This window comes from Streptomyces sp. CNZ287, from assembly GCF_007827615.1.
On record NZ_VISV01000005.1, the window covers coordinates 19,340 to 42,856 of the forward strand.

Genomic DNA, 23,517 nt, shown 5'->3' on the forward strand with positions numbered 1-23,517 from the left:
GATCTGGGTGGGGCGGGTGGGACTCGAACCCACGGCCGACGGATTATGAGTCCGTTGCTCTAACCGGCTGAGCTACCGCCCCGTCCGGCGCGTCACGTACAGATGTGCGCGCCGTCTGCCGCAGCATAGCCGCTCATACGATCTGTCGCCCGGAGACCCCGTCGCCAAGGCGGGGCCGGGCCGCTGCGCATGTCCGGAAGGACGCGGGTGGACCGCTTCCGGTTCCGGGGGGCGGCGGTGGGCCGACAGGGTCGTACGGGCAGAAAGGAGCGAAGGCCCCGTTCGGGGCCTTCGCTTTCCTGCTCCCCCGACTGGACTCGAACCAGTAACCTGCCGGTTAACAGCCGGCTGCTCTGCCGATTGAGCTACGGAGGACTGCTCCGCACGGAGGCCCTTCCGGCTCCCGGGGGGCGCTCCTGTGCTGCTCGCCATACATTAGCGCATGGCTGGGTCCGCTCCGAAATCGGTATTCACCCCTCCCCTCCTCCGGGTACCCGTACCGGTGACAGCAGGGTGGGAACAGCCCAGTGGAGGAAGTCCGAGGGAAGGTGGAGACCATGCGGTACCGGGTGAGCTTCGTTGCGGGGATCGCCGTCGGGTACGTCCTGGGCAGTCGGGCCGGGCGCGAGCGCTACGAGCAGTTGCGGAAGGCGGCGCAGCAGTTCAGCGAGTCCCCCGCGGTGCGCAACGCCGCCGAGGCCGCCGCGCTGACCAGCCGGGACGCCGTGACCAAGGCGGCGAGCACGCTCTCCACGAAGTTCGCGGACGTGGTGCCGGAGAACGTCGCCTCGCGCGTGCACTTCCTCGGGAGCGGGCACGCGAACGGCACGCGCGGCCGGCGCGAGGAGTCCGACGACTGGGGTACGACGAACACCTGATCCCGGGCCCGCCCGCCGGGCGCGCGCCGGTTCGAGCCGGCGCCGCGCCCGGCGGGCCGGATCCCGTCCGTCCCGCCGGTTGAATCCCCGCCGGTGCCCGAGCGGCTCCCCGGATAGGGCATCATCTGCGGCATGGGGATAGTCGCCGGTCTGGACAGCTCGCCTGAAGGCACCAACATCGTCGTCTGCGACGCCGACACCGGCGCGGTACTCAAGCAGGGCTACGCGCCGCACCCGGTGTCCGAGTCCGCGGACGAGACGACGCCGGCGTACGAGGCCGATCCGCAGACGTGGCTCCTCTCGCTCGGCGAGGCCGCCGACGGCGGCGTGCTGGAGGGCGTACAGGCCATCGGGGTCGCCGCCCAGCAGCACGCGGTCATACCGCTGGACGCTGCGGGCGCGCCCGTACGCCACGCGCTCACCGGCAACGACAAGCGGGCCCAGGGCGCCGCCGCCGACCTCGCCGGCGAGCTGGGCGGCCGGGCGGCGTGGGCGGAGGCCGTCGGTGCCGTGCCGGACGCGAAGCTGCCCGTCACCAAGCTGCGCCGGTTCGCCGCCACCGAGCCCGACCACGCCAAGCGCACCGCGCAGCTCATGACCCCGCACGACTGGCTGGTCTGGCAGTTGCTCGGCAGGCCCGCCCGCCGCACCACCGACCGCGGCTCCGCCTCCACCACCGGCTACTGGTCCGCGCACGCCGGCGAGTGGCGCCGCGACCTCGTCGAGCTGGCCCTGGGCCACGAGGCCGGGCTGCCGGAGGTGCTCGGCCCCGCCGAGGCGGCCGGGCGCACCCCCGAGGGGCTGCTGATCTCCGCAGGTACCGGGGAGACCATGGCCGCCGTCTTCGGTCTCGGCCTCGGCACCGGCGACGCGGTCGTCACCCTCGGCGCCTCCGGCGCGGTCTACGCCGTCCACGACGCGGCGCTGCCCGACGCCGGCGGCACCATCACCGCGCTCGCCGACGCCACCGGCATGCACCTGCCGGTCGTCCACACCCTCAACGCCGTCCGGGCCCTGCGCGGCGCCGCCGAGCTGCTGGGCCTGGCGCCGACCGACCTGGAGCGGCTCTCCGAGCTGGCGCTCACCTCCACGCCCGGCGCCCACGGGCTCGTGCTCCTGCCGTACCTCGACGGCGAGCGGACCCCGAGCCTGCCCCAGACCGCGGGCTCCCTGCACGGCCTGCGCCGCGAGAGCATGCGCCCCGAGCACCTGGCGCGCGCGGCCTTCGAGGGCATGCTGTGCGGCCTCGCGGACGCGCTGGAGGTGCTGCGCACCCGGGGCGTGCGCGTGCGCCGCGTCTTCCTCCTCGGCGCCGCGGCGGGCCTCCCGGCGGTGCAGGCGCTGGCGCCGGCGATCTTCCAGGCGCAGGTCGTGGTCCCGGCGTCCGCGGACTACGCGGCCCTCGGCGCGGCCCGGCAGGCGGCCTGGGCGCTGGGGGTGGCGGAGGGCCGGCTCGGCGCGGATGCTCCTCCGGTGTGGGAGACGGGGCCGCACGAGACGTTCGAGGCGGACGAGGAGGAGGCCCTGGGCCAGGCGGTACGGCAGCAGTACGCGGCCGTACGGGAGTCGGTGTACCCCGGTGCGCTCGGGCTTGCGGCCGGCACGGGGGGGCTTGCAGCCGGCACGGCGGGTGCGGTGGCGGCCGGGGACACGGCCGGCGGCGAGCCGGGGCCCGGGCAGCCCGGGTCGGAGGACCAGGAGCAGCGGGCGGAGCAGGAAGTGCCGCAGAGCTGAGCCAGGTTGGCCTGCGGGACGTCAGGCCAGGACGCGCACCCCGAGGGCCGGGCGGGCTCGTGCGCCGAGGGGACGCCCAGAGGCGGCCGGCGGCTTCGGCGTCGTCCCTTCAGGCGCGCCAGGGTCAGGCCCGGTCGCCGCAGAGGAGGGTCAGGGGGGTCTCGTCCGGCGCGCCGGGGGTGAAGCCGACGGTGGGGCCCGGGGTCCAGGTGCCGGCCTCGTAGCGGACCGTGCGGAGCGCCAGCGCGTGGTCGCCGCCCTCGCGGGCGACGAACACCTCGTTGTACCCGTTGCGCTCGTCCGACTCCCGGCTGCCGAGCGCCGGGGCGCCCGCGATGCGGGTGGTCCAGGGGCGGGCGGTGCCCAGCAGCCGCTCGGCCGCGGTGAAGCCGAGGTGGGTGTGGCCGTGGAGGACCAGGGACGTGGCGGCCTCCGCCATGGTCCACTTCGCCTGGCCCGCGTTGACCACCCCCGAGTACGGGGCGATCTCCACCGCGGGCACCGGCGACAGCGGGTGGTGCAGGGCCGCCAGGGTGACGTAGCCCGGTTCGCGCGTCAGCCGGTCGAGTACGCCCCGGGCGATGACGCCGGGGTCGTGGCGCTCGAATTCCAGTACGACGCGGCGTACGGCGTCCTCGTCCGCCGCGTCCGCCGCCGCCACGTACGTCTCGCGGAACCGCTCCAGCCGCTCGCGGTCCCGGTCGTGCGCCGGCTCGCCGCCGGACTCGGCGGTGCCGAGGAGCGCCACCCGCAGTCCTGCGTCCGGGTAGGTGACGTAGACGCGGCGGGCCGCGGTGTCGGGCTCGTGCAGGTCGGGGTGCGGATAGGCCGCGAAGATCCGGGCGAACCAGCGGTGCCGCGCCTGCGGGTCGTCGTCCAGGCACAGCTCCCAGGACACGTCGTGGTTGCCGCCGGTGAGGAGCACCCGCGGGTCGCCGGGGCGCAGGTCCGGGTGGCCGGCGAGCAGGTCCTCCAGTGCGCGCAGCCAGGCGAGGGCCGTCTCGCCGTCGGCGTCGACTGGCCGGTTGACGAGGTCGCCGGTGGCGATGACCAGGTGCGGCGCCCGGCCCTGGTCCGCGAGTTGGCGCACGTGGTCCAGGTACGCGTCCAGCGGCGAGCCCGCGCCCGCCAGTTCGGCGAGCCGCTGCCCGGCCTGCGAGGTGTCCTTGGCGTCCACGTTGGCGCGCAACCCGCCGCCGTGGTGGAGGTCGGTGACGTGGTGGATGCGGAGCACGTCGGGCAGGTGCCGGGCGAGGACGGGGTCGTCGGCGGGCGGCGTGTGCGCGGCCCGTACGGCGATCTCCACGCCCGCGTCGTGCCACCGCCGCGCCCGCAGCGCCGCCCGGTGCTCGGCGGCGAGGCCGTCGTGGAACCACTGCGGTACGTACTGGTGCCGGCCGCACGCCTCCTCGTACGCGGCCGTCGCCAGCCGCGCCGCGTCGGTGCGGAGCGCGGGGTGCTCCTCGGCGGTCTGCAGGGCGAGTTCGAGGAGGAACGGGGTCTGCAGCCAGGCGGGCTCCGCCGCCCGCAGCAGCTCGACGACCACGGGCGCCCACTCCGGGGCGCGCCCGGCCATGCGCGCGCACTCGCCGTCGGCCAGCCGCGGCGGCCGGAGCACGTCCTTGGGCGCGTCGGCGCCGAGGTGCGGGGCGAGCAGCAACTGCTCTGCGGGGGTGGCGAAGACGACGGGCACCGCGCCCGCCTCCCGTACCTGTTCGAGACCCGCCGCCAGCGCCGCGGGGTCGACGCCGCCCCCCGCGGGGCGGGTGGGGGCGCCCGGCGCGGCCGGGGCGTTCCGCGTACGGGCCCGGGCGCCGTCCTCCGCGCCCCGCGCCACCGCCGGTTCGTCGACCAGCACCACGCACCCCGGCGCCACCCGCGGCGCCTGCTTGCCGCCCGTCAGGCATCCGAGCCCGCTGCGCCGCACCGCCCCGGCCGTCGAGCGCAGGTCGACCCGGAGCGACAACCGCTCCGCCCTGGCCCGTTCGACCGCGTGCGCCAGCCACGTCTTGCCCGCCCGCCGGGGCAGCTCCACCAGCCACGCGGCGGAGTTGGGCAGTTGGCCCTCGACCAGCGGACGCGCCCAGCCGGGCACGTGGTCGCCGGGGAACCGGACGTCCAGCTCGGGCTGGTAGGCCCGGCTCGGCCGGAAGCGGCTCATGGGGCTTGCTCCTCATCGGTTCGGGGGCCCTCGGCCCGTGGCTCTTCTCCCGGCGGCACGCGCCGGCCCCGGCCGCGTAACGACTCGTCCCGCAGCGATACCTGGCTCAGCGCGATCCAGTCGAAGAACGGCCGGTCCGCCAGCCACACGTCGCCCGGCCGGAGCAGCCCCACGTCGCGCAGCTCCATGCGCTGCGCGGGCGCCGGCTCCGGCGGGGGCGCGCCGGGCGTGTGCAGCAGCGCGGCACGGCCCGCGGGGCCGATCTCCGCCCAGCGGGACTGGAACTGCTCGCTGCGCCCGATCAGCAGCTCCTGCCTGCACAGCTCTTCGAGCGCGGGACCGCTCGTCAGCGGGCGGCGGTCGTCCGCCTGCACGGCCCGTACGACCGCGTCGCCCATCACCTGGAGGTAGAACGGCCAGGTGCCGACCAGCGCGAGGATCCGCGCGCCCGCGCGGTCGGGGGCGATGTCGACGCCGAGGTTCGCGGCGGTGCCGGTGAGGAAGGCCAGCGCATGCGGCTCGCCGAGAGGGCCGAGGATGCGCTTGTCGACGTCGTTGCCGAAGCTGGAGCCGGGGGCGGTGAGCGCGGAGCGGACGACGGTCTGCCAGTCCTTCTCGGTGCCGGTGTAGACGAGCCACGCGCCGGCCTGGCCGAGGTCGCGCAGCCAGGAGACGGCCGCGGGGTGGTACTCGGCGAGCCGGCCGACCTCGTCGAGGAGGAACGCCTCCCGGTCGGCGCGCGCCGCGCGGTCGGCGGCCCGGTTGAGCAGTGCCTCGGCGGGGCTGGTCGCGCCGCGCACGGCGGGGTCGAGGAGGGCGGCGAGCTGGTCGGGGCTGTCGACGGGGCTGGCGCGGTGCGGGACGGTGAGCTTGCGGACCTGTCCTGCGCCGTCCGCGACGAGGCGCCGCTCCAGCTCGCCGAGCACCCACGTCTTGCCCGCCCGGCGCGGGCCGAGCAGTGCGACGGAGGTGCCGGTGGCGTACCGGTCGCGCAGCCAGTACAGCTCCGCGTCGCGGCCGACGGGACGGCCGGTACCGCCGCCGACGTGGAACCGGTCGGCGGCCAGGTCCAGCGCGTCGACCCGGAACGGCCGCCGCGTGGGCGGCACTCCGGCGTCCCGCTGCCGCGCCGCGGCGCCGATCCGCGCCAGCGCCTCGGCCTGGCCGCGGCCGGTCTCGGCGCCCCCCGGCAGGAGGGCGATCTGCACGACGGTACGGTCCCTGCCCTCGGCGTACAGCGCGCGCCCCGGCGGCATGCGGCCGGGCACGAGCCGGGGGCGGATGCCCGCGTCCACGTAGTCCGTCTCATCGGCCTGCCGCAGCACGAGCACGTCCGCCGCCGCCGCCCTGATCCGGCCGTGGAGCACCTGCGGCCCGCCCACGACGACCGGGCAGACCCCCACCCGCGGGCCCTCCCTGCAGAGCCGCAGGAAGTCCTCGACGGGCCTGCCGTAGTCGACGTCCTGCATCGCGTCGACGAAGCCCTCCCAGCCGTCCACGAACACCAGCAGGTACGGCAGCCGCCGGTGCGCCGCCACCGCCTGCCGCTGCGCGGCGGCGTCGGCGAACGCCTCCGCGGCCAGCTGCGACTGCCGGACCCGCACGGTGGTGGTGAGCCGGTCCAGCAGCCGGGTGAGCCGGTCGCGTTCGTTGCGGGAGACGACGGCGCCGCAGTGCGGGAGTTCGGTGAGCGCCTGGAGGGCGCCGGTGCCGCAGTCGATGCCGTAGAGGTGCACGTCGGCGCTGCTGTGCTGGCGGGCGACGGAGCCGGCGACGGTGCGCAGGAGCTGCGAGCGCCCGCTGCGCGGGCCGCCCGCGGCGAGCAGCGGCAGCTTGTCGGCGAGGTCGAGCACGGCGACGGTACGGAACTGGTCCTCCGGCACGTCCGCGAGGCCGATGGGGACGGGCACGAGGTCGCGCCCGCGCTCGGGCAGGTCCGTCTCGGCCAGCGGTGCGTCGAGCTGGATCACGTCGGCGAGCGGCGGCGGCAGGAACGCGGGCGGCCGGGGGATGCCGAGGACGGCGGCGGCGGCGGCGAGTTGGTGGACCAGGCTGGTGAGGTCCGTCATGCCGGTGGGCTCGGACTCCACGCGCAGCGAGCCGCTGTCCTCCGGATCGCCGTGCGCGTCGCGTACCCGCACGTCCGACCAGTGCTCGGGGACGGGCGCGTGGCGGACGCCGACGCGCGCGGTGCGCAGGCGCACGAGGGTCTCCGCCCCGGTGCGCACGTACGCGGCCCCCGGCTCCGACTTGCCGAGCCAGGCCGCGTCCGGCTCGTCGATCACGTCCGTGCTCTCGTTCCGGTCCACGAGGCGCAGCGCGATCCGCAGGTTGGTGTTGGCCCGGATGTCGGGGGTCACCACGCCGCCGGGGCGCTGGGTGGCGAGCACGAGGTGCACGCCCAGGGAGCGGCCGCGCCGGGCGATCTCCACGAGGCCGCTGACGAAGTCGGGGAACTCCCGGGTGAGCGAGGCGAACTCGTCCACGACGAGCACCATCCGCGGCAGCGGCTCCGCCGCCCGCATGTCGCCGGCGCGGAACAGGTCGGTGTACTGGCCGATGTCGTGCACCCCGGTCCGCAGCAGCAGTTCCTCGCGCCTGCGCAGCTCGGCGGCGAGTCCGGTGAGGGTGCGTTCGACGAGGTACGCGTCGAAGTCGACGATGACGTCGACGGTGTGCGGCAACCGGGCGCAGTCGGCGAAGGCGCTGCCGCCCTTGTAGTCCACCAGCACGAACGACACGGCGTCGGGCGGGTGGCAGGCGGCCATCGAGGCGATCCAGGTGCGCAGGAACTCCGTCTTGCCGGAACCGGTCGTGCCGGCGACGAGGGCGTGCGGCCCGTCGCGTACGAGGTCGATGGCCACCGGCACGCCCTGGGACTCGCCGATCGGGGCGGAGAGCCCGTGGGAGGGGCGCGCCCAGCGCTGCCGCTGCGCGTCCATGTCGAACAGCGGCAGGTCGAGCAGGCCGAGCAGCCGGGGGCTGTCCGGCTGCTCGGAGGCGGGATCGCGCAGCGGCGCGAGGATACGGCCGACGCGGTCGGTCCCTGCAGGGCGCGCCCGGTGTGCGTACCAGTCGGCGTTGACGAGTTCCCCCTCCCGCCACAGCCGGGCGGACCCGTCGGTCTCGGCCACCGTGCGGCACTCGGCGGGCAGCAGTTGCACCTCGTTCTCCAGGCAGATCGAGAACACCCCGTACCGGGGTCCGCTCCTGAGGAGTTCCTTCACCCCCGGCAGCGCGCCCAGCCTGCGGGCACCGTCCAGGACCAGCACGGCCGCGGCCGGCTGCGTACCCCCGCGGTGGGCTGAGCGGCGGCCGAGCAGGTCGCCGAGGTGCCGGGCCGCCGCCCCGGCGTCGTGGGTGATCCGCGGGCCGGAGGAGGACGTGCCGGGAAGAAAGCGGAGGAAGTCCCAGGCGGCGTCGTCCCGGCCGGTGCTCAGCACGCGCACGTCGACATCGGCGGGGCTGTGCGTGGCCACGATCTGGGCGACGAGCCACGCGCCGACCTCACCTGCCGCGTGCCGCCCCGCAAGGCCGAGGACCCCGGTGCGGGGCAGGTCCACCGTGATCGGCGGCAGGCCCTCCTCGCGGGGGTTGATCGTGTAGCCCAGCGCAAGACGAAGGAACTCCACGCTGTCCGCGGCACGATGCCACAGCTCAGCCGGGCTACTCAGCAACAGGCGAGGGTTCACGAGCCACGGCTCGTAGCCCGGACGACGCCGCTCGCGCGTCAGCAGGCGGCGCCAGCCGCCGCGCCCGGGCTCCGCTGCCCCGCGTCGGCGGTGGGAGACGAGGAGCGTGCCGCCGTCGCGCGGTTCCGCGATGCCTTTCCTGAGGAGTTCGCCGTGCATCGCCTCGGGCGTGCCGAGGCTCCACCGCGGGTCGGCGGGCGGTTCGCCGAGCCAGAGCCTGCTTCCGGGGCGAACGGGCACGTCCGCGAGGGCGACGCCGGGCGGCAGTTCCGTGGCGTCGGCGAGGAACAGCCGCTCCGGGCCCGGGCGTCCGCCGCACCAGACGCCGAGCGCCTGCGCCACCACCGACACCCGCGCGCTGTCCGGCGCTCCCAGCACCACGTCCCGCTCCGCGCCGCCCGGCAGGACGACCGTCACCATCCGTTCCGTGGTCACCCCCGGCTCACCCCCGCTCGCCCGGCGGCAGTCCCGCGTTGTCCTGCAACTGCTGGGCCGTGGCGCGGAACTCGTTCAGCCACTCCGCCGTCTCCGACTCCACCTGCCGCCGTACGGCCTCCACCAGCGACGTCAGCAGCGCGAGCCGGCGTTCCAGCGCCGCCGGGTCGAGGGTGTCACCCGATGCGGCCCCGTCCGCCGCGCGGAGCCCTTCGGCCGCCCAGGCCATCCGGAAGTCGTTCAGCTCCGCGCGCAGCGCCTGCGCCGCGGTGATGTCGCGCATCCAGCCGGACGACAGCCCGAAGAAGTGGTCGAACCCCTTGCAGCCCGCCGCCAGCGCCAGCAGGACGTAGCCCCAGCCCTGCGGTGGGCCGCCGGAGACGACGCTCGCCAGCGGGATCAGCGTGCCGGCGACGGCGAGGAGGATCGTGAGCGCGCTGATGACGCGGGAGCCGCGGCGCTTGAGGCGCTTGTCGTTCAGATACCACTCGATGGCGTCCTCGGCCTCGTGCTCGGCCCAGGTGCGCAGTTCCCGCAGGATCTCGGCCTGCCCGCCCGCCTGTTCGAGCGCTGCGCCCGGGAAGGGGCGGCTCCGCAGGTCGCGGCGTATCCCCCGGCCGCCCCCGGCACCCGGCCTCCCCGTCTCCCGACCCGGCATCAACTGCCTCCGCACTCGCCCCGATCCAGCTCACCGAGGCTATCGGCAACCGGCGGCCCGGGGCGCGGCGGACGTGAGGAACCGCCACCCGGAAGGGCGTGCACCCGGCACGTACGGCACGGGCGTTCCCCGCTCCGTACGCACCGGGTGCTCCCCCGGTCCGTATCGCTCAGGACTCGCCGGCCGACCACCACGCCGTGGTGTCCGCCGGCAGCTCCACCTCGCCGCCGCCGGGGCTGCCCGGCTCACCGCCGGCCTGCTCCGCGCTCGCCAGCAGCAGCCGCCCCGCCGGGACCGTGATCCGTACCGGCGCGCCCGTGGTGTTCGCCGCGCAGACGAACGCGGCGTCCCCCGACGTGCGCCGGAACAGCAGCACCCCGTCCGGTGCCGGCAGCCACTCCACCGCGTCCCCCGCGCCCAGCGCCGGGTGCGCCCGGCGTACCGCCAGCGCCGTGCGGTACAGCTCCAGCGTCGAGCCCGGCGTGCCGGTCTGCGCCTCGACGCTCAGCTCGCCCCACCCGGCCGGCTGGGGCAGCCAACTGCCGCCGTCCCCGAAGCCGTACGAGCTCCCCGTCACCGTCCACGGGATCGGCACCCGGCATCCGTCGCGGAACCCGTCCTGCCCCGCTCCGCGGGCGAACGCCGGGTCCTGCCGCACCTCGTCGGGCAGGTCGGTGACGTCCGGCAGGCCCAGCTCCTCGCCCTGGTAGAGGTACGCGGAGCCGGGCAGCGCGAGCATCAGCAGCGTCGCGGCGCGGGCGCGGCGCAGGCCGCGGACGGGGTCGCCGGCGGAGCGCAACTGGGTGCCCAGGCCGGCCGGGTTGGCGAAGCGGGTGGTGTGCCGGGTGACGTCGTGGTTGGACAGCACCCAGGTCGCGGGCGCGCCTACGGGGCGCATGGCGGCAAGCGAGGCGTCGATGACGGGGCGCAGCTCGGCGGCGTCCCAGTAGGTGCCGAGGTACTGGAAGTTGAACGCCTGGTGCAGCTCGTCGGGGCGGACGTAGTTGGCCGTGCGCTCGACGGTCGGCGTCCACGCCTCGGCCACGGCGATGCGCCGGCCGGGGTACTCCTCCAGGACGCGCCGCCAGCTCCGGTAGATGTCGTGCACGCCGTCCTGGTCGAAGAACGGCATGGCGGCGTTGCCGAGCAGCCCGAGCTGTCCCGTTCCGCCGACGTCGGGCAGCCCGGCGGCCTTGACCAGGCCGTGGGCGACGTCGACGCGGAAGCCGTCGACGCCCATGTCGAGCCAGAAGCGCAGGATGGAGCGGAACTCGTCGGCGACCGCCGGGTGCTCCCAGTCGAAGTCGGGCTGCTCGGGAGCGAAGAGGTGCAGGTACCACTCGCCGTCCGGGACCCGGGTCCAGGCGGGGCCGCCGAAGATGGACTCCCAGTCGTTGGGGGGCAGTTCGCCGTTCGCGCCCTTGCCGGGGCGGAAGTGGTAGCGGGCGCGCAGCGGGGATCCGGGGCCCTCGCTCAGCGCGCGGCGGAACCACTCGTGGCGGTCGGAGGAGTGGTTGGGCACGACGTCCACGATGATCCGCAGGCCCAGCTCGTGGGCGTCGCGGATGAGGGCGTCGGCGTCGTGGAGGGTGCCGTAGACGGGGTCGATGGCGCGGTAGTCGGCGACGTCGTAGCCGCCGTCCGCCTGCGGGGAGGCGTAGAACGGGCTGAGCCACACCGCGTCGACGCCGAGCTTCGCGAGGTACGGCAGCCGGGCGCGGATGCCGGGCAGGTCGCCGGTGCCGTCGCCGTCGCCGTCGGCGAAGCTGCGCGGGTAGACCTGGTAGATCACGGCGTCGCGCCACCAGTCGAGGTCGGCGGCGGAGTCGGTGGCCGTACGGGCGGCCAGGTGCTGGGTCATGTCTTCCCCGGGTCGTCGGTGGGCGGGCGGCGTGCGGGCCGCGTCCAGTGGCTTGCGGGAGGAGGGGCGGTGCGGAGGGGGCGGAGGGGGCGGAGCGCTTACGACTTGGCGGCGCCGGCCGTCAGGCCGGTCACCAGGTGGCGCTGGACGAGGTAGAAGAACGCCGCCGCCGGGAGCCCGATGAGCACGCCGGTGGCGGCCATCAGGTTCCACTGCTGGTCGTGTTCGCTGACGAAGGTCGCCAGGCCGATCGGCAGCGTGTACTTGTCGGAGCTGAGGAGGAACACCGACGCGAAGGCGAACTCCGCCCACGCGGTGATGAAGGTGTAGAACGCCGCCACCGCCATGCCCGGCCGGGCGAGCGGCAGCACCAGCCGCCAGAAGGTGCCGAAGGGCGTGAGCCCGTCGACGCGGCCCGCCTCGTCGATCTCGTGCGGGATGGTGTCGAAGTAGCCCTTGAGCAGCCAGGCGCAGTACGGCACGGCCTGGGTGAGGTTCACCGCGATCAGCGCCCAGTACGTGTCCAGCAGGTCCAGCCCGGCGAGGATGTTGTACAGCGGCACGATGAGGATCGCGAACGGGAACATCTGCGTGACCAGGAAGGTCCACATGAGCTGCCGGTGGCCGGGGAAGCGCATGCGCGAGACGGCGTACGCGGCACTGGCGGAGACGAAGACGCCGATCACGCACGTGCCGAGGCTGACGATCAGCGAGTTGCCGACCCAGTGCAGGAAGTCGGTGTCGGACAGCACGGTGGTGTAGTTCGACAGGCTGACCTTCCCGGCTATCTCGCCGGCGTGCAGGAAGTCGGTCTTGTCGGGGCCGAGCGAGATCCACGCGAGCCAGGCGACCGGGAAGAGCGCCACGAAGCTCGCCAGGAGCAGCGTGCCGTGCAGCGCGACGGAGGCGGCCGTGCTGCGCTCGCCGCGGCGGCGCGGGCGGGAGGCGGCAGGGCGGGGAGGACGCGAGGCGGCGGAGCGGGTCGGGCGGGAGGTGGTTGCTTGGCTCATCGGACGGCCGCCTCCTCGTTGCGGTTCAGCCAGCGGCGGTAGACCGACACCAGCACGACGAGCATGGACAGGATGATCACGCCGTACGCGGCGGAGCCCGCGTAGTCCCGGGGCGTCTGGCCGAAGCCGAGCCGGTAGGCCCAGGTGACCAGGATCTCGGTGTCGGGCGCGGTGGAGCCGAAGAGCAGGAAAATGACGATGAACTGGTTGAACGTCCAGATGACGCCCAGCATGATCACCGTGCTGCTGACGGCGCGCAGTCCGGGCAGCGTCACGTAGCGGAAGCGCTGCCAGGGCGTGGCGCCGTCCGTCTCGGCGGCCTCGTACAGCTCGTTCGGGATCGACTGGAGCCCGCCGAGGAGCGAGACCATCATGAACGGCACGCCGCACCAGGTGTTGACGACGATCGCCGCCGTCCGCTGCCAGAACGGCTCGCTGAGCCAGGCCGGTTCCGGCATGCCGACGGAGGCGAACACGGAGTTCAGCACGCCTCCGTCGGCGAGGATCATCCGCCAGGAGAAGACGGTGACGAACGTCGGCACCGCCCACGGCAGGATCAGCGCGAGCCGGTAGAGGGTGCGCCCGCGCATCCTGCGGTTGAGCAGGACGGCGAGGCCCAGGCCGATGCCGTAGTGGAGGGCGACGCAGGCGGCGGTCCAGAAGAGCGTCCAGGCGAACTGCTTCCAGAAGGTGTCGGCGGCGCTGCCGGTGAGGATCTCGACGTAGTGGTCGAAGCCGACGAAGGAGAAGCTGTCCGGGATCTCGTTGACCCCGATGGTGCGGCCGACGTTGTCGCTCGTGGCGTCGGTGAGCGACAGGTAGACGCCGCGGCCCAGCGGGTAGGCCACGAGCACGCCGAGGACGGCGACGACCGGGGCCACCATGGCGTAGGCGTACCAGTGGCGGCTGTACGACTGCTTCAGGCTGCTGATCATTCGGTGCCCTTCAGGACCGCTGCCGCGCTACGAGAAGTCGGGGACCAGCTCACCGAACTTCTCGGCGGTGGCGTCGAGTCCGGCCTTGACGCCGGTGTCGCCCTTGAGGACGGCGGCGAGGTTCTGCGCGAAGTCGTCGCCGAGCAGGGTGCTGTACTCGGGCAGCGCGGGGCGCGGCTGAGCGGTGTCGGCGAGCACCTGCTGGTAGTCGGCGACGCCGGGGGCGGCCTTGACCTCGGCGGTGTAGGCGGACGCGCGGGTGGGCAGGGTGCCGTTCTCCACCGCGATCTTCGCCTGGGTGTCGGCGGAGGTCATCCAGCCGGTGAACTCGATCGCGGCTTCCTTGTGGGCCTCGTCGGAGCCGTTGTAGACGGAGAGGTTGTGGCCGCCGGTGGGGGCGCCGGCCTTGCCGGTGGAGCCGGCCGGGACGGGGGCGATGCCGAGGTCGGCCTTGTCCTTGAAGGCGGATCCGGCGTAGACGTTCGTCAGCTCCCACGGACCCTGGATGATCATGGCGACCTTGCCGTTGACGAAGGCGTCCTGCATATGGGCGTAGGCGTCGGCGGTGACGTCGAGGTCGGCGGTGCCGGGTGCGTCGACGATCTCCTTGGCCTTCTCCACGCCGGTGACGGCCCCGGGCGAGTTGACGGTGATCTTCTGCGCCTCGGCGTCGACCATGTCGGTGCCCTCGCCGAAGAGGAACGGCAGCGTGTAGTACGGGTCCTTGTGGAGCCAGAAGCCGTCGGCGCCGGTCTTCTTCTCGACGTCGGCGGCGACGTCCATGAGCTGGTCCCAGTCGGCGGGCGGCGCGTCGTGGCCGGCCTTCTTCAGCAGGTCCTTGTTCCACAACAGCGCGAGCGTGTCGGTGACGATCGGGGCGCCGTAGGTCGTGCCCTCGTACTGCGCCTGCTTCAGCAGCGACGGCGTGAAGTCGTCCTGCTTCCCGAGTGCGGCGGTGCCGTCGAGCGGGGCGAGGAACTGCGACTTGGCCCAGGAGGCGGTCCAGCCGACCTCGGTGCGGATGACGTCGGGGGCCCCCTTGGTGCCCGCGGCGGTGGTGAACTTGTTCTGCGCCTGGTCGAAGGGGACGTTGACGTACTCGACCTTGATGTCCGGGTGCGCCTTCTCGAACTCCTTGATCAACGCCTTGTACGTCGGTGCCTCGTTGGTGGCATTGGAGGTGTCCCACCAGGTGATCGTCACCTGGCCGCCGGCGCTCCCGCCGTCGCCGCCGTCGTCGCCGCAGGCCGTCGCCACCAGCGCAAGTGATGCGGCCAGGGCGGTGGCGGCTATGCCACGTCGCATAGTGAACTCTCCTTCAGGCAGGGAACCGCGACCGCACAGCGCGGCGCCGGACGCCGAGGAAGCTAACAGGATTGACATGCGATCGAAAGACCTTGCAAGTAATTTCTGCAAGGAGTTACGGTCTCAGCGAGAACAAGGGAGGCACGACGTGCGCCAGGAACAGTCAGGTCCCGCGACCGCGCGGCTCGCCGACATCGCGGCCCAGGCCGGGGTGAGCGAGGCGACGGTCAGCCGGGTGCTGAACGGCAGGCCGGGCGTGGCGGACACCACCCGGCAGGCCGTGCTGGCCGCGCTCGACGTGCTCGGCTACGAGCGGCCGGTGAAGCTGCGCCGGCGCAGCGCGGGCCTGATCGGGCTCCTCATCCCGGAGCTGGACAACCCGATCTTCCCCGGCTTCGCCCAGGTCATCGGCCAGGCGCTGACCCGGCAGGGCTACACCCCGGTGCTGGCCGCGCAGACGCCGGGCGGCTCGACGGAGGACGAGCTGACCGAGATGCTGGTGGAGCGCGGCGTGGACGGCATCGTCTTCGTCTCCGGGCTGCACGCCGACACCACCGCCGACATGGAGCGCTACACGCGACTGCGCGGCAAGGGCGTGCCGTTCGTGATGATCAACGGCTACTCGGAGAAGTTCCAGGGCACGTTCATCTCCCCCGACGACCGGGACGCGATGCGGCTGTCGGTGACCCACCTCGCCTCCCTGGGCCACCGCCGCATCGGGCTCGCGCTCGGGCCCGGCCGCTTCGTGCCCGTACAGCGGAAGGTCGAGGGGTTCCTCGACTCGATGCGCGAGGTGCTGTCCGTGCCGGTGGCGGACGCGCGGGCGGACATCGAGCACTCGCTGTACTCGCTGGAGGGCGGGCAGGCCGCGGCGGCGGCGCTGCTCGACCGCGGCTGCACGGCGATCGTGTGCGCGAGCGACATGATGGCGCTGGGCGCGATCCGCGCGGCCCGGCAGCGCGGGCTCGCGGTACCGCGGCAGGTGTCGGTCGTCGGCTACGACGACTCCCCGCTGATCGCCTTCACCGACCCGCCGCTGACGACGGTCCGCCAGCCGGTGACGGCGATGGGCCAGGCCGCGGTCCGGGCCCTGCTGGAGGAGATCGGCGGCACCCCGGCCCCGCACAGCGAGTTCGTCTTCCACCCGGAGCTGGTGGTCCGCGGCTCGACGGCCTCGGCGTCCGCGGAGCGTGCCTGACCGCGGGCGCCGGGCCGGATCGCCGGGCGTTGCTCCTACGGGTGGAAGGCGACCGCGCCCCTGGCCGGCAGGTCGAGCGTGACCCTGCCGCCGGCGACGGTGACCTTGCCGGCGCAGTCGTCGAGCACGTTGCAGTACACGCCGTCCGGGACCGCCGTGCCGAACTCCTGGGTCACCGGCTCTCCGGTGTTGTTGAGCGCGGCGAACCCGCGGTCCCCGCGGCCGAAGCCGACGACGTTGCCGCGCGGCGACTGCCAGTCGGTGACCTCCGCGTCCCCGGCCGCGTTCCGCCAGCCGACCATCCCCGTGATCCGCGGGTCGCGGTCGAGGCAGGACCAGCCGGCGGCGCAGTCGGTGCCCGTGACGAAGCCGTCCGCGTCGGCGGGCGGCGAGTCGTCGTTGCCGGCGAACGCGAAGCCCGCGTAGACGGTGGGCGGCGCCTCCGTCCAGCCGAGCTGGAAGACGTTGGCCAGCACGGCGGTGTCGCCGTCCTTGTACGTCAGGTGGCGGCCGTTGCGCTCGGTGTCGTGGTTGGTGACGAACGACACCGAGTTCCCCGCGGGCAGCAGCCCCTGGCCGGGGCCGAGGTTCTCCAGTTGCGCGATGTCGCTCTGGAACGCGGCCTTCACCCGGTCACCGAAGGCGAAGTCCAGCACCCGGCCGCTGCCGTAGTACTCGTCCGGCGCGGGGGTGCTGCCGGGGAAGACCTCGTGGAAGACGAACGGCCGCGAGCCGTCCGCGGTGTCGTCCAGCCGGCCGGCGATCGCCTCCAGGTCGGCGGCGGGGATGTGCTTGGCGGCGTCCACACGGAAGCCGGAGACGCCGCGCGCGATCTGGGAGTTCAGATATCCGGCGATCTTGTCCCGGACGGAGTCGCTGCCGGTCTTCAGGTCCGGCAGTCCGAGCAGTTCGCAGTTCTGGACCTCCCACTTGTCGTCCCAGTTGCTGATCTCGCGGTTGCAGACGTCGACGTTGTAGTCCGCCCGGGAGTACATGGGCGGCGCGTACTTGTCGCCGAGCGCGGTACCGGCGTAGCCGGTGCCGGTCTGCGCGGCGGTGTGGTTGACGACGGCGTCGGTGTAGACCGCGACGCCCGCGCCGTTGCAGGCGGCGGTCATGGCGGTGAAGTCGGCCTCGGTGCCGAAGCGGCCGCTCAGGCCGTAGCTGTACGGCTGGTAGACGTCCCACCAGTGGTGCCGGGGGTGGGACAGCGACTCCGCGGGCGGCGCCACCCACACGGCGCCGTACCCGGCGGGCCCGAGGACGTCGGTGCACTCGGCGGCGACCGACTTCCAGTTCCACGACCACAGGTTGGCGATCACGTCGTTCCCCGCGGCCGTGTCCCTCGCCACCGCCTCGGTGTTCGCGTGCGCCGTGGCGGCGGGCAGCAGCCCGAGCACGAGAGCGGCGAGCGCCGTCCCGGGCAGCAGGCGCGAGCCGCGCCGCCGCCTCCGTACCGATTGAGCCATGTGTACCCTCCTGGTCTCGGAGAGCTGACGCGCCACAGCCACATCGGTCTGCGGAACCGAGGATCGCAAGATTTTGCAGAACGATCCGGGATCCGCGTTCCCGGATGACGGTAGGGGGCGCAACAGAGCACGGTCAACCCGTTGGAAAGACCCTTGCAAAGTCTTTCAACACCGCCCCGGCGATGCTAACTTCACCCAGGCGTTCCCCCGACCCCGGTCCGGCCGGGCGGGGGTCCTTCGCAGGCCCCACGCGCCCGCTCGGCCGGACCGGTTCCATCCATGCGGAAGCGGGCTCCGGCGCCTCACGGCCGGAGCCCGTGCCGGTGCCGTACCGCGGATCAGTCCAGGTAGCCGCGGAGCTGGTCGGCGAAGGCGTGATCGCGCAGCTTGTTGAGGGTCTTGGACTCGATCTGCCGGATCCGTTCGCGGGTCACCCCGAAGATGCGGCCTATCTCCTCCAGCGTCCGCGGCCGGCCGTCGATCAGCCCGTACCGCAACTGGACGACCTTGCGCTCCCGTTCGCCGAGCGTGGACAGCACCGCCTCCAGGTGCTCGCGCAGCAGCAGGAACGCCGCCGACTCCACGGGCGAGGCGGCGTCGCCGTCCTCGATGAGGTCGCCGAGCGCGACGTCCTCCTCCTCGCCGACCGGCGCGTGCAGCGACACGGGCTCCTGCGCCAGCCGCAGCACCTCGCTCACCCGCTCCTCGGGCAGCCCGAGATGGGCGCCGACCTCCTCGGGCGTCGGCTCGTAGCCGCGCTCCTGGAGCATGCGGCGCTGGACGCGCACGACCCGGTTGATCAGCTCGACGACGTGCACCGGGACCCTGATCGTCCGGGCCTGGTCGGCGAGGGCGCGGGACATGGCCTGGCGGATCCACCAGGTCGCGTACGTGGAGAACTTGTAGCCGCGGGCGTAGTCGAACTTCTCCACCGCGCGGATCAGCCCGAGGTTGCCCTCCTGCACCAGGTCGAGCATCGTCAGCCCGCGGCCCACGTACCGCTTGGCGACGGAGACGACGAGCCGCAGGTTCGCCTCGATCAGCCGGCGCTTGGCCATCCGGCCCAGCACGACGAGCTTGTCCAGGTCCAGCGCGAGCGGCGTGACCAGGTCCGGCTCTGCGGCCAGCTTCTCCTCGGCGAAGAGCCCGGCCTCGACCCGCCGGGCCAGCTCCACCTCCTCGGCGGCGCTGAGGAGCGGAATGCGGCCGATCTCGCGCAGATACTGCCGGAAGAGGTCGGACGTGGGCCCGCCCCGATCGGGCCGCACGGCGGATGCCGGGGGCGGCGGCGCGGGCGCGGCGCCGGGCTCGTCGAGCCCCGCCGGAGCCCCGTTCGGCAGGGTCAGGACGTCGGGCGCGCCCTCGCGCCCGGCCCGTACGGAAGTCTTGAGGGTCTGGGTCTGCACGGGGGCGACCTCCAGGGTGGTCACTGCCGGTTCGGGGACGTGGGGCAGCGGAACGGCAGCGGCGGACTCGCCGCCTTCCGTCCCGATCGTGGATAGCGGATCCCTGGCGGCTTGTCGCCCGTTCCGGACAACCCCGCCACGCTCCGAGGACTCAGGCACCGCCCCCAGTGTGGGGTACGACACACGCCCGGCAGTAGGGTCGTGCGACCACATTTTGTGTCCGGCTCGTGACCGGACGGTTACGCAACGGACGAATGTGCACGCTTGGGGCAGCGCATCCCCTCGCACAGCGTGACGCTATGGTCACACTGGTGATTTGACCACCATGCGTCCGCCGGTCAGACTTGTGCCCTCAGCACGAGAGGAATCGCTGCTCATGGGCGAAATCGACGAACTTCGTCGACGCTTGGACGCGTTGGAGGCACAGGTGCACGAGCTGACCGAACAGCAGGCGGCCACACGGCACCTGGCGGTCAACTCGGACCGCGACGTGGCGGCGCTGCAGGAGCAGCGGCGCGCCGACATACAGCTCCTTCAGTCGCTGCGGCAGACCCAGCTTGAGCAGGGCAAGATCCTTGAGGCGCACAGCAAGGCCCTTGAGGCACACGGCAAGACCCTCTTGGAGCACAGCCAGGTGCTCGGTGTGCTGGTGTCCGGGCAGGTGGCCATCATGGAGCATCTCGGCATCAACCCGCCGGAGGCGGCCGCCGGAGGCGGCTGACCGGCGCCGCCCGTCCGTGTTCGCGTCAGAGCGCGGCCGCGCCGCGGGCGCGGAGGGATTCGCGGTACTGCTGGAGTGTCCACAACTCGCGCTGGGCCGACTCGAACTGGTCCGGCGGGCCCTGGGCGCCCAGGCGGTGGACCGTGCTGCGGACGTCGTCGATGCGGCGGTCGACCGCGGCCAGGCGGACGCCCGCGAGCTGTTCGCCCGCGTAGATCGCGTCCGGGTCGCGGCGGCTGCGCGGGGGTTCCACCGCCAGCTCCGTGATGAGCGAGCGCACGCCGTCGTCCGGCGCGGCGTCGCGGACCCGGGCCAGGTACGCGGCGCTGTCGTCTGCGGCGGCGACGCCGCCGGCCGCCTCGATGGCGGCGCGGACGGTCGCGTACGGGGCGGCCGTGAACTCGTCGGCGAGGTAGGCGTCGAAGGCCGGGGCGACCAGCTTGGGGTGCTGGAGCGCCAGCTTCAGCAGCTCGCGCTCGCGGTGCAGCGCCGGGGTCCGCATGTACAGCGCCGGGCCGCCGGAAGCGCCGGCCGCGGGCGCCGCGGCTCCCGGCCCTGCGGGCGGCGCGCCCGCGCCGGGCCCCTGACCGGGGCCGCGGCCCTGGCCCTGCGCCTGGCCCTGGCCGCCCCTGCCCCGGCCACCGCCGCCCTGCGCCGCGTACCGCGCGAGCCGGCGTACGCGGTCCACCACGAACCGTTCGTCCAGGATCCCCAGCATCCCCGCGAGCTGGACCGCGTACTCGTGCCGGATCGCGACGTCCTTGATCCGCGCCACCACCGGCGCCGCCTGCTCCAGCGCCGCCGAACGGCCCTCCGCCGTGTCCAGGTTGTGCTGCGTGACGAACGAGCGGATCGCGAAGCCGAACAGCGGCGAGCGCTCCTCGATGAGCTGCCGCACCGCCTCGTCGCCCTTGGCAAGACGCAGGTCGCAGGGGTCCATGCCGCCCGGGCTCACCGCGATCGACGTACGGGCCGCGAACTTCTGGTCGTCCTCGAACGCGCGCAGCGCCGCCTTCTGCCCCGCCGCGTCGCCGTCGAAGGTGAAGACCACCTCGGAGCGTGAGTTGTCCGTCAGCACCCGGCGCAGGATCTTGACGTGCTCGCCGCCGAACGCCGTGCCGCACGTCGCGATGGCCGTCGTCACCCCGGACAGGTGGCAGGCCATCACGTCGGTGTAGCCCTCGACGACGACCGCCCGGCCCTGCTTGCCGATGTCCCGCTTGGCCAGGTCGATCCCGTACAGCACCTGGGACTTGCGGAAGATCGGGGTCTCCGGCGTGTTCAGGTACTTCGGCCCGTTGTCGTCCTCGCGCAGCCGGCGGGCGCCGAAGCCGACGACCTCGCCCGTGATGTCCCGGATCGGCCACATCAGCCGCCCCCGGAACCGGTCGATGGGCCCGCGGCGGCCGTCCTGGGAGAGCCCGGAGAGCGTCAGCTCCTTGTCGGTGAAGCCCCGGCCGCGGAGGAAGCGGGTGAGGTGGTCCCAGCCCGCCGGCGCGTACCCCACGCCGAAGCGCTCCGCCGCCGCCTGGTCGAAGCCGCGGTCGGCGAGGAACCCGCGCCCGATCTCGGCCTCCGCGGAGCCGAGCTGCTCGGCGTAGTACTGCGCGGCGACCTTGTGCGCCTCCAGCAGCCGGGTGCGCTCGCCCTGCTGGCGGCCGGGGGTGTAGCCCCCCTCCTCGTACCGCAGGGTGATGCCGGCCTGGGCGGCGAGGCGCTCGATCGTCTCGGAGAAGGACAGGTGCTCGACCTTCATGACGAAGTCGACCGTGTCCCCGCCTTCCTGGCAGCCGAAGCAGTGGTACAGGCCCTTGGCCGGACTCACATGGAAGGAAGGGGACTTCTCATCATGAAAGGGGCAGAGCCCCTTGAGGTTGCCCCCGCCGCCGGGACGGAGCTGCAGGTACTCGGAGACGACGGCGTCGATCGGAACCGCGTTCCTGACCGTCCGCACGTCGTCGTCGTTGATCCTGCCTGCCACGAGTGCAGTCTACGGCCGGGCGCCGACAGCCCCGCGCCCCGCCGCCGCGGCGGCCCGGGGAAACGGCGGCTTCAGGAGGAGGTGTCGTCGTACGCGCTGAGGAAGAAGTCGACGACCGACTCCACGAACCCGCCGTCGAAGGTCCGCTCGGCCACCAGCCGGCGGAACATCAGCGGGCCGGAGAGCTGGTCGACGGCCAGGTCGGTGTCGAGCCCCGCGGGCAGTTCGCCGCGCTCCCTGGCGGTGTCGACGATGGCGCACAGCCCCTCGGAGGCCGCGGTGTAGAGGGAGGTCTTCAGCTCGCCGTACGCCGGATCGACGCTGACCCGCTCGATGACGGCCCGCAGCGCGCGCTCCGCGGTGGGGTCGTGCAGCCAGCGGCGGACCACGTTCAGCTCGCCCAGCAGGTCGCGCCGCAGCTCCCCGGTGCGGCGGACGTGCGCGATCGTCAGGCCCTCGGTGATGGCGTCGCGGATCATCTCCGCGGGGTCGGGCCAGTGGCGGTAGAGGGTGGTGCGGCCGACGCCGCTGCGGGCGGCCACCGACACGTGCGTGACGGCGGCCCAGCCCTGCTCGACCAGCAGGGCGCGCGCGGCGTCGAGGGCGGCGGCCCGGCTGCGTACGGCTCTCGGATCGGGTCCGCGCTCCAGGCCCGAAGATCTCGTGCCGGTTTGAGGCGACAACAGGACTCCATCCCGCGTGACCCCGAGGCCCGGGGCTGGCTGACGATCACGTACGGTCTCACTCGGAGGTGTCCGTACACCTTGTCCCAAAGTCGGTGCTGTATCGCCGACCTTGTTTTGTTGAAGGGGCCCGCCGCGGACCCGCCGGAATCAGACGGCGACGGTGTCGAGGGGTGCGAGGATCGCCGCGAGCAGGCGCTCGGCAGCGCGTGTGAAGGGGACCTCCGACGCTCCGTCGGCCAGGCCCTGTTCGGCCAGCAGCCGGCCCGTGCGGGCGGCGACGAGGGCGAAGCGGAAGCCGGCGAACACCTCGTGCCAGGGCAACTGTCCGGCGATCGGCCGGCCCAGCCACTCCTCGTAGCGGTCGATCGTAGCCTGCCGTCCCGGCAGGCCCGCGAGCCGGGGCCCGTCGCCCGCGAGGTGGCGGCCGACGTGCAGGAACCAGGCGAGATCCGCCTCCGGCGGGCCGAGGAGGGCCGTCTCCCAGCCGAGTACGGCCGCGGGGCGGGCGCCGCGGAAGACGATGTTGCCGAGCCGGGCGTCGCCCCAGAGCAGCCGGGGCGGGCCCGCGGGCTCCGGGAGGTTCTCGCGCAGCCAGTCGAGCGCCGCGAGGACGACGCCGGAGCGGTCGGCGGCGAAGTGGTCCAAGTGCCGTTCGTAGAAGTCGAGCTGGCCGCCGAGGCTGCTCGGGGCGCCGGTGGCGTGCGCCAGGAAGGCGACGTTGAGCCGGTCCGCGTCCAGGCCGTGCAGCGTCCGGAGCACGCCGAGGCCCGCCCACCACAGCTCCGCCCGTCCCGCCTCGTCGCGGTCGGCGAGCGCGCCGCCCGCGCGGTACGGGGACCGCTCCGCGGGCGTCCATCCGCGGACGCGCTCGGTGACGTAGAACGGCGCCCCGAGCACGGCGGGATCGGCCTCGTAGCCCAGTACGGCGGGCACCGGCACCGGCGTGGGCGCCAGCGCCCGCAGCACCCGGTACTCGTCGACGAGCCGGGACTCGGGCAGCACCTGATACCGCGTGGACGCCACCCGTACGGCGAAGTCCCGCCGCGTCCCGGTCCGCTGCCACGCGGCGACGGCCCACAGGGTCTCGGGACCGAAGCCCCGTCCGCGCGGCGCCTCCACCCCGACCTCGGGGGTCCCGGCCTCCGGCAGCCGGCCGGCGAGCCACCGCGCGAGGCTGCGGCGGGTGGTCTCGATGTCTCGTTGCGGCGGTTCGGGCACGTGACCTCCTGCGGACGACGGACGTACGCGTCCCCGATGGTCCACCCCCGGCCTGGTGCCGCGATGGTGAGTGGAGGCAGCCTCCGTCGAGCCACCAGCAAGAGACGATCGAATCCTCACTGCCGCTCTTCACGATCGAAGCCACGGCACGTCAGGCGGAGAAGGGGAC

General features: G+C 73.8%; 16 protein-coding genes and 2 tRNA genes. 4 read left to right on the plus strand and 14 right to left on the minus strand.

The window, feature by feature from the left end:
* Positions 1–8: 8 nt before the first annotated feature.
* Positions 9–82, minus strand: a tRNA-Ile gene (locus tag FB457_RS12110).
* Positions 83–302: 220 nt separating this feature from the next.
* Positions 303–375 (minus strand) — tRNA-Asn (locus FB457_RS12115).
* Positions 376–557: 182 nt separating this feature from the next.
* Here FB457_RS12115 and FB457_RS12120 point away from each other — a divergent pair.
* Positions 558–878 (plus strand): hypothetical protein, encoded by a 321-nt coding sequence (locus FB457_RS12120; RefSeq protein ID WP_047019881.1) that lies wholly within the window; start codon positions 558–560, stop codon positions 876–878.
* A 132-nt stretch (positions 879–1,010) separates the two neighbouring features.
* Positions 1,011–2,612, plus strand: coding sequence for an FGGY family carbohydrate kinase (locus FB457_RS12125; RefSeq protein WP_047015653.1), 1,602 nt, complete (start codon positions 1,011–1,013; stop codon positions 2,610–2,612).
* Between the two features lie 124 nt (positions 2,613–2,736).
* Here FB457_RS12125 and FB457_RS12130 read toward each other — a convergent pair whose 3' ends face one another.
* The 7 genes from FB457_RS12130 to FB457_RS12160 all read right to left on the minus strand — a co-directional run bounded on the left by FB457_RS12130 (position 2,737) and on the right by FB457_RS12160 (position 14,669).
* Entirely contained in the window at positions 2,737–4,773 is a 2,037-nt protein-coding gene (locus FB457_RS12130; RefSeq protein WP_047015654.1) for a metallophosphoesterase family protein, read from the minus strand.
* Positions 4,770–8,900, minus strand: a complete 4,131-nt coding sequence (locus FB457_RS12135; RefSeq protein WP_347613941.1) for an FtsK/SpoIIIE domain-containing protein — start codon at positions 8,898–8,900, stop codon at positions 4,770–4,772. The genes FB457_RS12130 and FB457_RS12135 overlap by 4 nt, the downstream gene beginning before the upstream one ends.
* 7 nt (positions 8,901–8,907) lie before the next feature.
* Complete coding sequence (locus tag FB457_RS12140; RefSeq protein ID WP_145781845.1) at positions 8,908–9,558, minus strand: SLATT domain-containing protein; 651 nt, start codon at positions 9,556–9,558, stop codon at positions 8,908–8,910.
* A gap of 169 nt (positions 9,559–9,727) precedes the next feature.
* Positions 9,728–11,419 carry a glycoside hydrolase family 13 protein gene (locus FB457_RS12145; protein WP_047015656.1) on the minus strand — a complete coding sequence of 564 codons (1,692 nt, stop codon included), beginning with the start codon at positions 11,417–11,419 and terminating at the stop codon, positions 9,728–9,730.
* A 98-nt stretch (positions 11,420–11,517) separates the two neighbouring features.
* Positions 11,518–12,429, minus strand: coding sequence for a sugar ABC transporter permease (locus FB457_RS12150; protein ID WP_047015657.1), 912 nt, complete (start codon positions 12,427–12,429; stop codon positions 11,518–11,520).
* Entirely contained in the window at positions 12,426–13,364 is a 939-nt protein-coding gene (locus tag FB457_RS12155; RefSeq protein WP_125934717.1) for a carbohydrate ABC transporter permease, read from the minus strand. The genes FB457_RS12150 and FB457_RS12155 overlap by 4 nt, the downstream gene beginning before the upstream one ends.
* Before the next feature lie 27 nt (positions 13,365–13,391).
* Positions 13,392–14,669 (minus strand): extracellular solute-binding protein, encoded by a 1,278-nt coding sequence (locus FB457_RS12160; protein ID WP_145781847.1) that lies wholly within the window; start codon positions 14,667–14,669, stop codon positions 13,392–13,394.
* Between the two features lie 148 nt (positions 14,670–14,817).
* Here FB457_RS12160 and FB457_RS12165 point away from each other — a divergent pair, with 148 nt between their 5' ends.
* Positions 14,818–15,867, plus strand: a complete 1,050-nt coding sequence (locus FB457_RS12165; protein ID WP_145781849.1) for a LacI family DNA-binding transcriptional regulator — start codon at positions 14,818–14,820, stop codon at positions 15,865–15,867.
* Between the two features lie 35 nt (positions 15,868–15,902).
* Here FB457_RS12165 and FB457_RS12170 read toward each other — a convergent pair whose 3' ends face one another.
* Together FB457_RS12170 and FB457_RS12175 are read right to left on the minus strand one after the other, a co-directional pair.
* On the minus strand, positions 15,903–17,336 hold the full coding sequence (locus FB457_RS12170; protein ID WP_145781850.1) for an alpha-amylase family glycosyl hydrolase: 1,434 nt from the start codon (positions 17,334–17,336) through the stop codon (positions 15,903–15,905).
* 338 nt (positions 17,337–17,674) lie between these two features.
* Positions 17,675–18,766, minus strand: coding sequence for an RNA polymerase sigma factor (locus tag FB457_RS12175; RefSeq protein WP_047015662.1), 1,092 nt, complete (start codon positions 18,764–18,766; stop codon positions 17,675–17,677).
* 352 nt (positions 18,767–19,118) lie between these two features.
* On the opposite strand from FB457_RS12175, the gene FB457_RS12180 reads away from it, so the two are divergent.
* Positions 19,119–19,463: a hypothetical protein gene (locus tag FB457_RS12180; RefSeq protein ID WP_047015663.1), complete on the plus strand. Its 345-nt coding sequence runs from the start codon at positions 19,119–19,121 to the stop codon at positions 19,461–19,463.
* A gap of 25 nt (positions 19,464–19,488) precedes the next feature.
* On the opposite strand, the gene dnaG is transcribed toward FB457_RS12180, so the two are convergent.
* From dnaG to FB457_RS12195, 3 genes are all read right to left on the minus strand, one after another.
* Complete coding sequence (gene dnaG, locus FB457_RS12185; RefSeq protein WP_078898211.1) at positions 19,489–21,444, minus strand: DNA primase; 1,956 nt, start codon at positions 21,442–21,444, stop codon at positions 19,489–19,491.
* 71 nt (positions 21,445–21,515) lie between these two features.
* Positions 21,516–22,127, minus strand: coding sequence for a TetR/AcrR family transcriptional regulator (locus FB457_RS12190; RefSeq protein WP_486589004.1), 612 nt, complete (start codon positions 22,125–22,127; stop codon positions 21,516–21,518).
* A gap of 150 nt (positions 22,128–22,277) precedes the next feature.
* Positions 22,278–23,348: a phosphotransferase family protein gene (locus FB457_RS12195; RefSeq protein WP_186461968.1), complete on the minus strand. Its 1,071-nt coding sequence runs from the start codon at positions 23,346–23,348 to the stop codon at positions 22,278–22,280.
* Positions 23,349–23,517 lie beyond the last annotated feature (169 nt).

Bases quoted from the DNA above. Each gene is read 5' to 3' on its own strand.
- FB457_RS12120 (WP_047019881.1), top strand. From the start codon at position 558: ATGCGGTACCGGGTGAGCTTCGTTGCGGGGATCGCCGTCGGGTACGTC.
- FB457_RS12125 (WP_047015653.1), top strand. From the start codon at position 1,011: ATGGGGATAGTCGCCGGTCTGGACAGCTCGCCTGAAGGCACCAACATC.
- FB457_RS12130 (WP_047015654.1), bottom strand. From the start codon at position 4,773: ATGAGCCGCTTCCGGCCGAGCCGGGCCTACCAGCCCGAGCTGGACGTC.
- FB457_RS12140 (WP_145781845.1), bottom strand. From the start codon at position 9,558: ATGCCGGGTCGGGAGACGGGGAGGCCGGGTGCCGGGGGCGGCCGGGGG.
- FB457_RS12145 (WP_047015656.1), bottom strand. From the start codon at position 11,419: ATGACCCAGCACCTGGCCGCCCGTACGGCCACCGACTCCGCCGCCGAC.
- FB457_RS12150 (WP_047015657.1), bottom strand. From the start codon at position 12,429: ATGAGCCAAGCAACCACCTCCCGCCCGACCCGCTCCGCCGCCTCGCGT.
- FB457_RS12155 (WP_125934717.1), bottom strand. From the start codon at position 13,364: ATGATCAGCAGCCTGAAGCAGTCGTACAGCCGCCACTGGTACGCCTAC.
- FB457_RS12160 (WP_145781847.1), bottom strand. From the start codon at position 14,669: ATGCGACGTGGCATAGCCGCCACCGCCCTGGCCGCATCACTTGCGCTG.
- FB457_RS12170 (WP_145781850.1), bottom strand. From the start codon at position 17,336: ATGGCTCAATCGGTACGGAGGCGGCGGCGCGGCTCGCGCCTGCTGCCC.
- FB457_RS12180 (WP_047015663.1), top strand. From the start codon at position 19,119: ATGGGCGAAATCGACGAACTTCGTCGACGCTTGGACGCGTTGGAGGCA.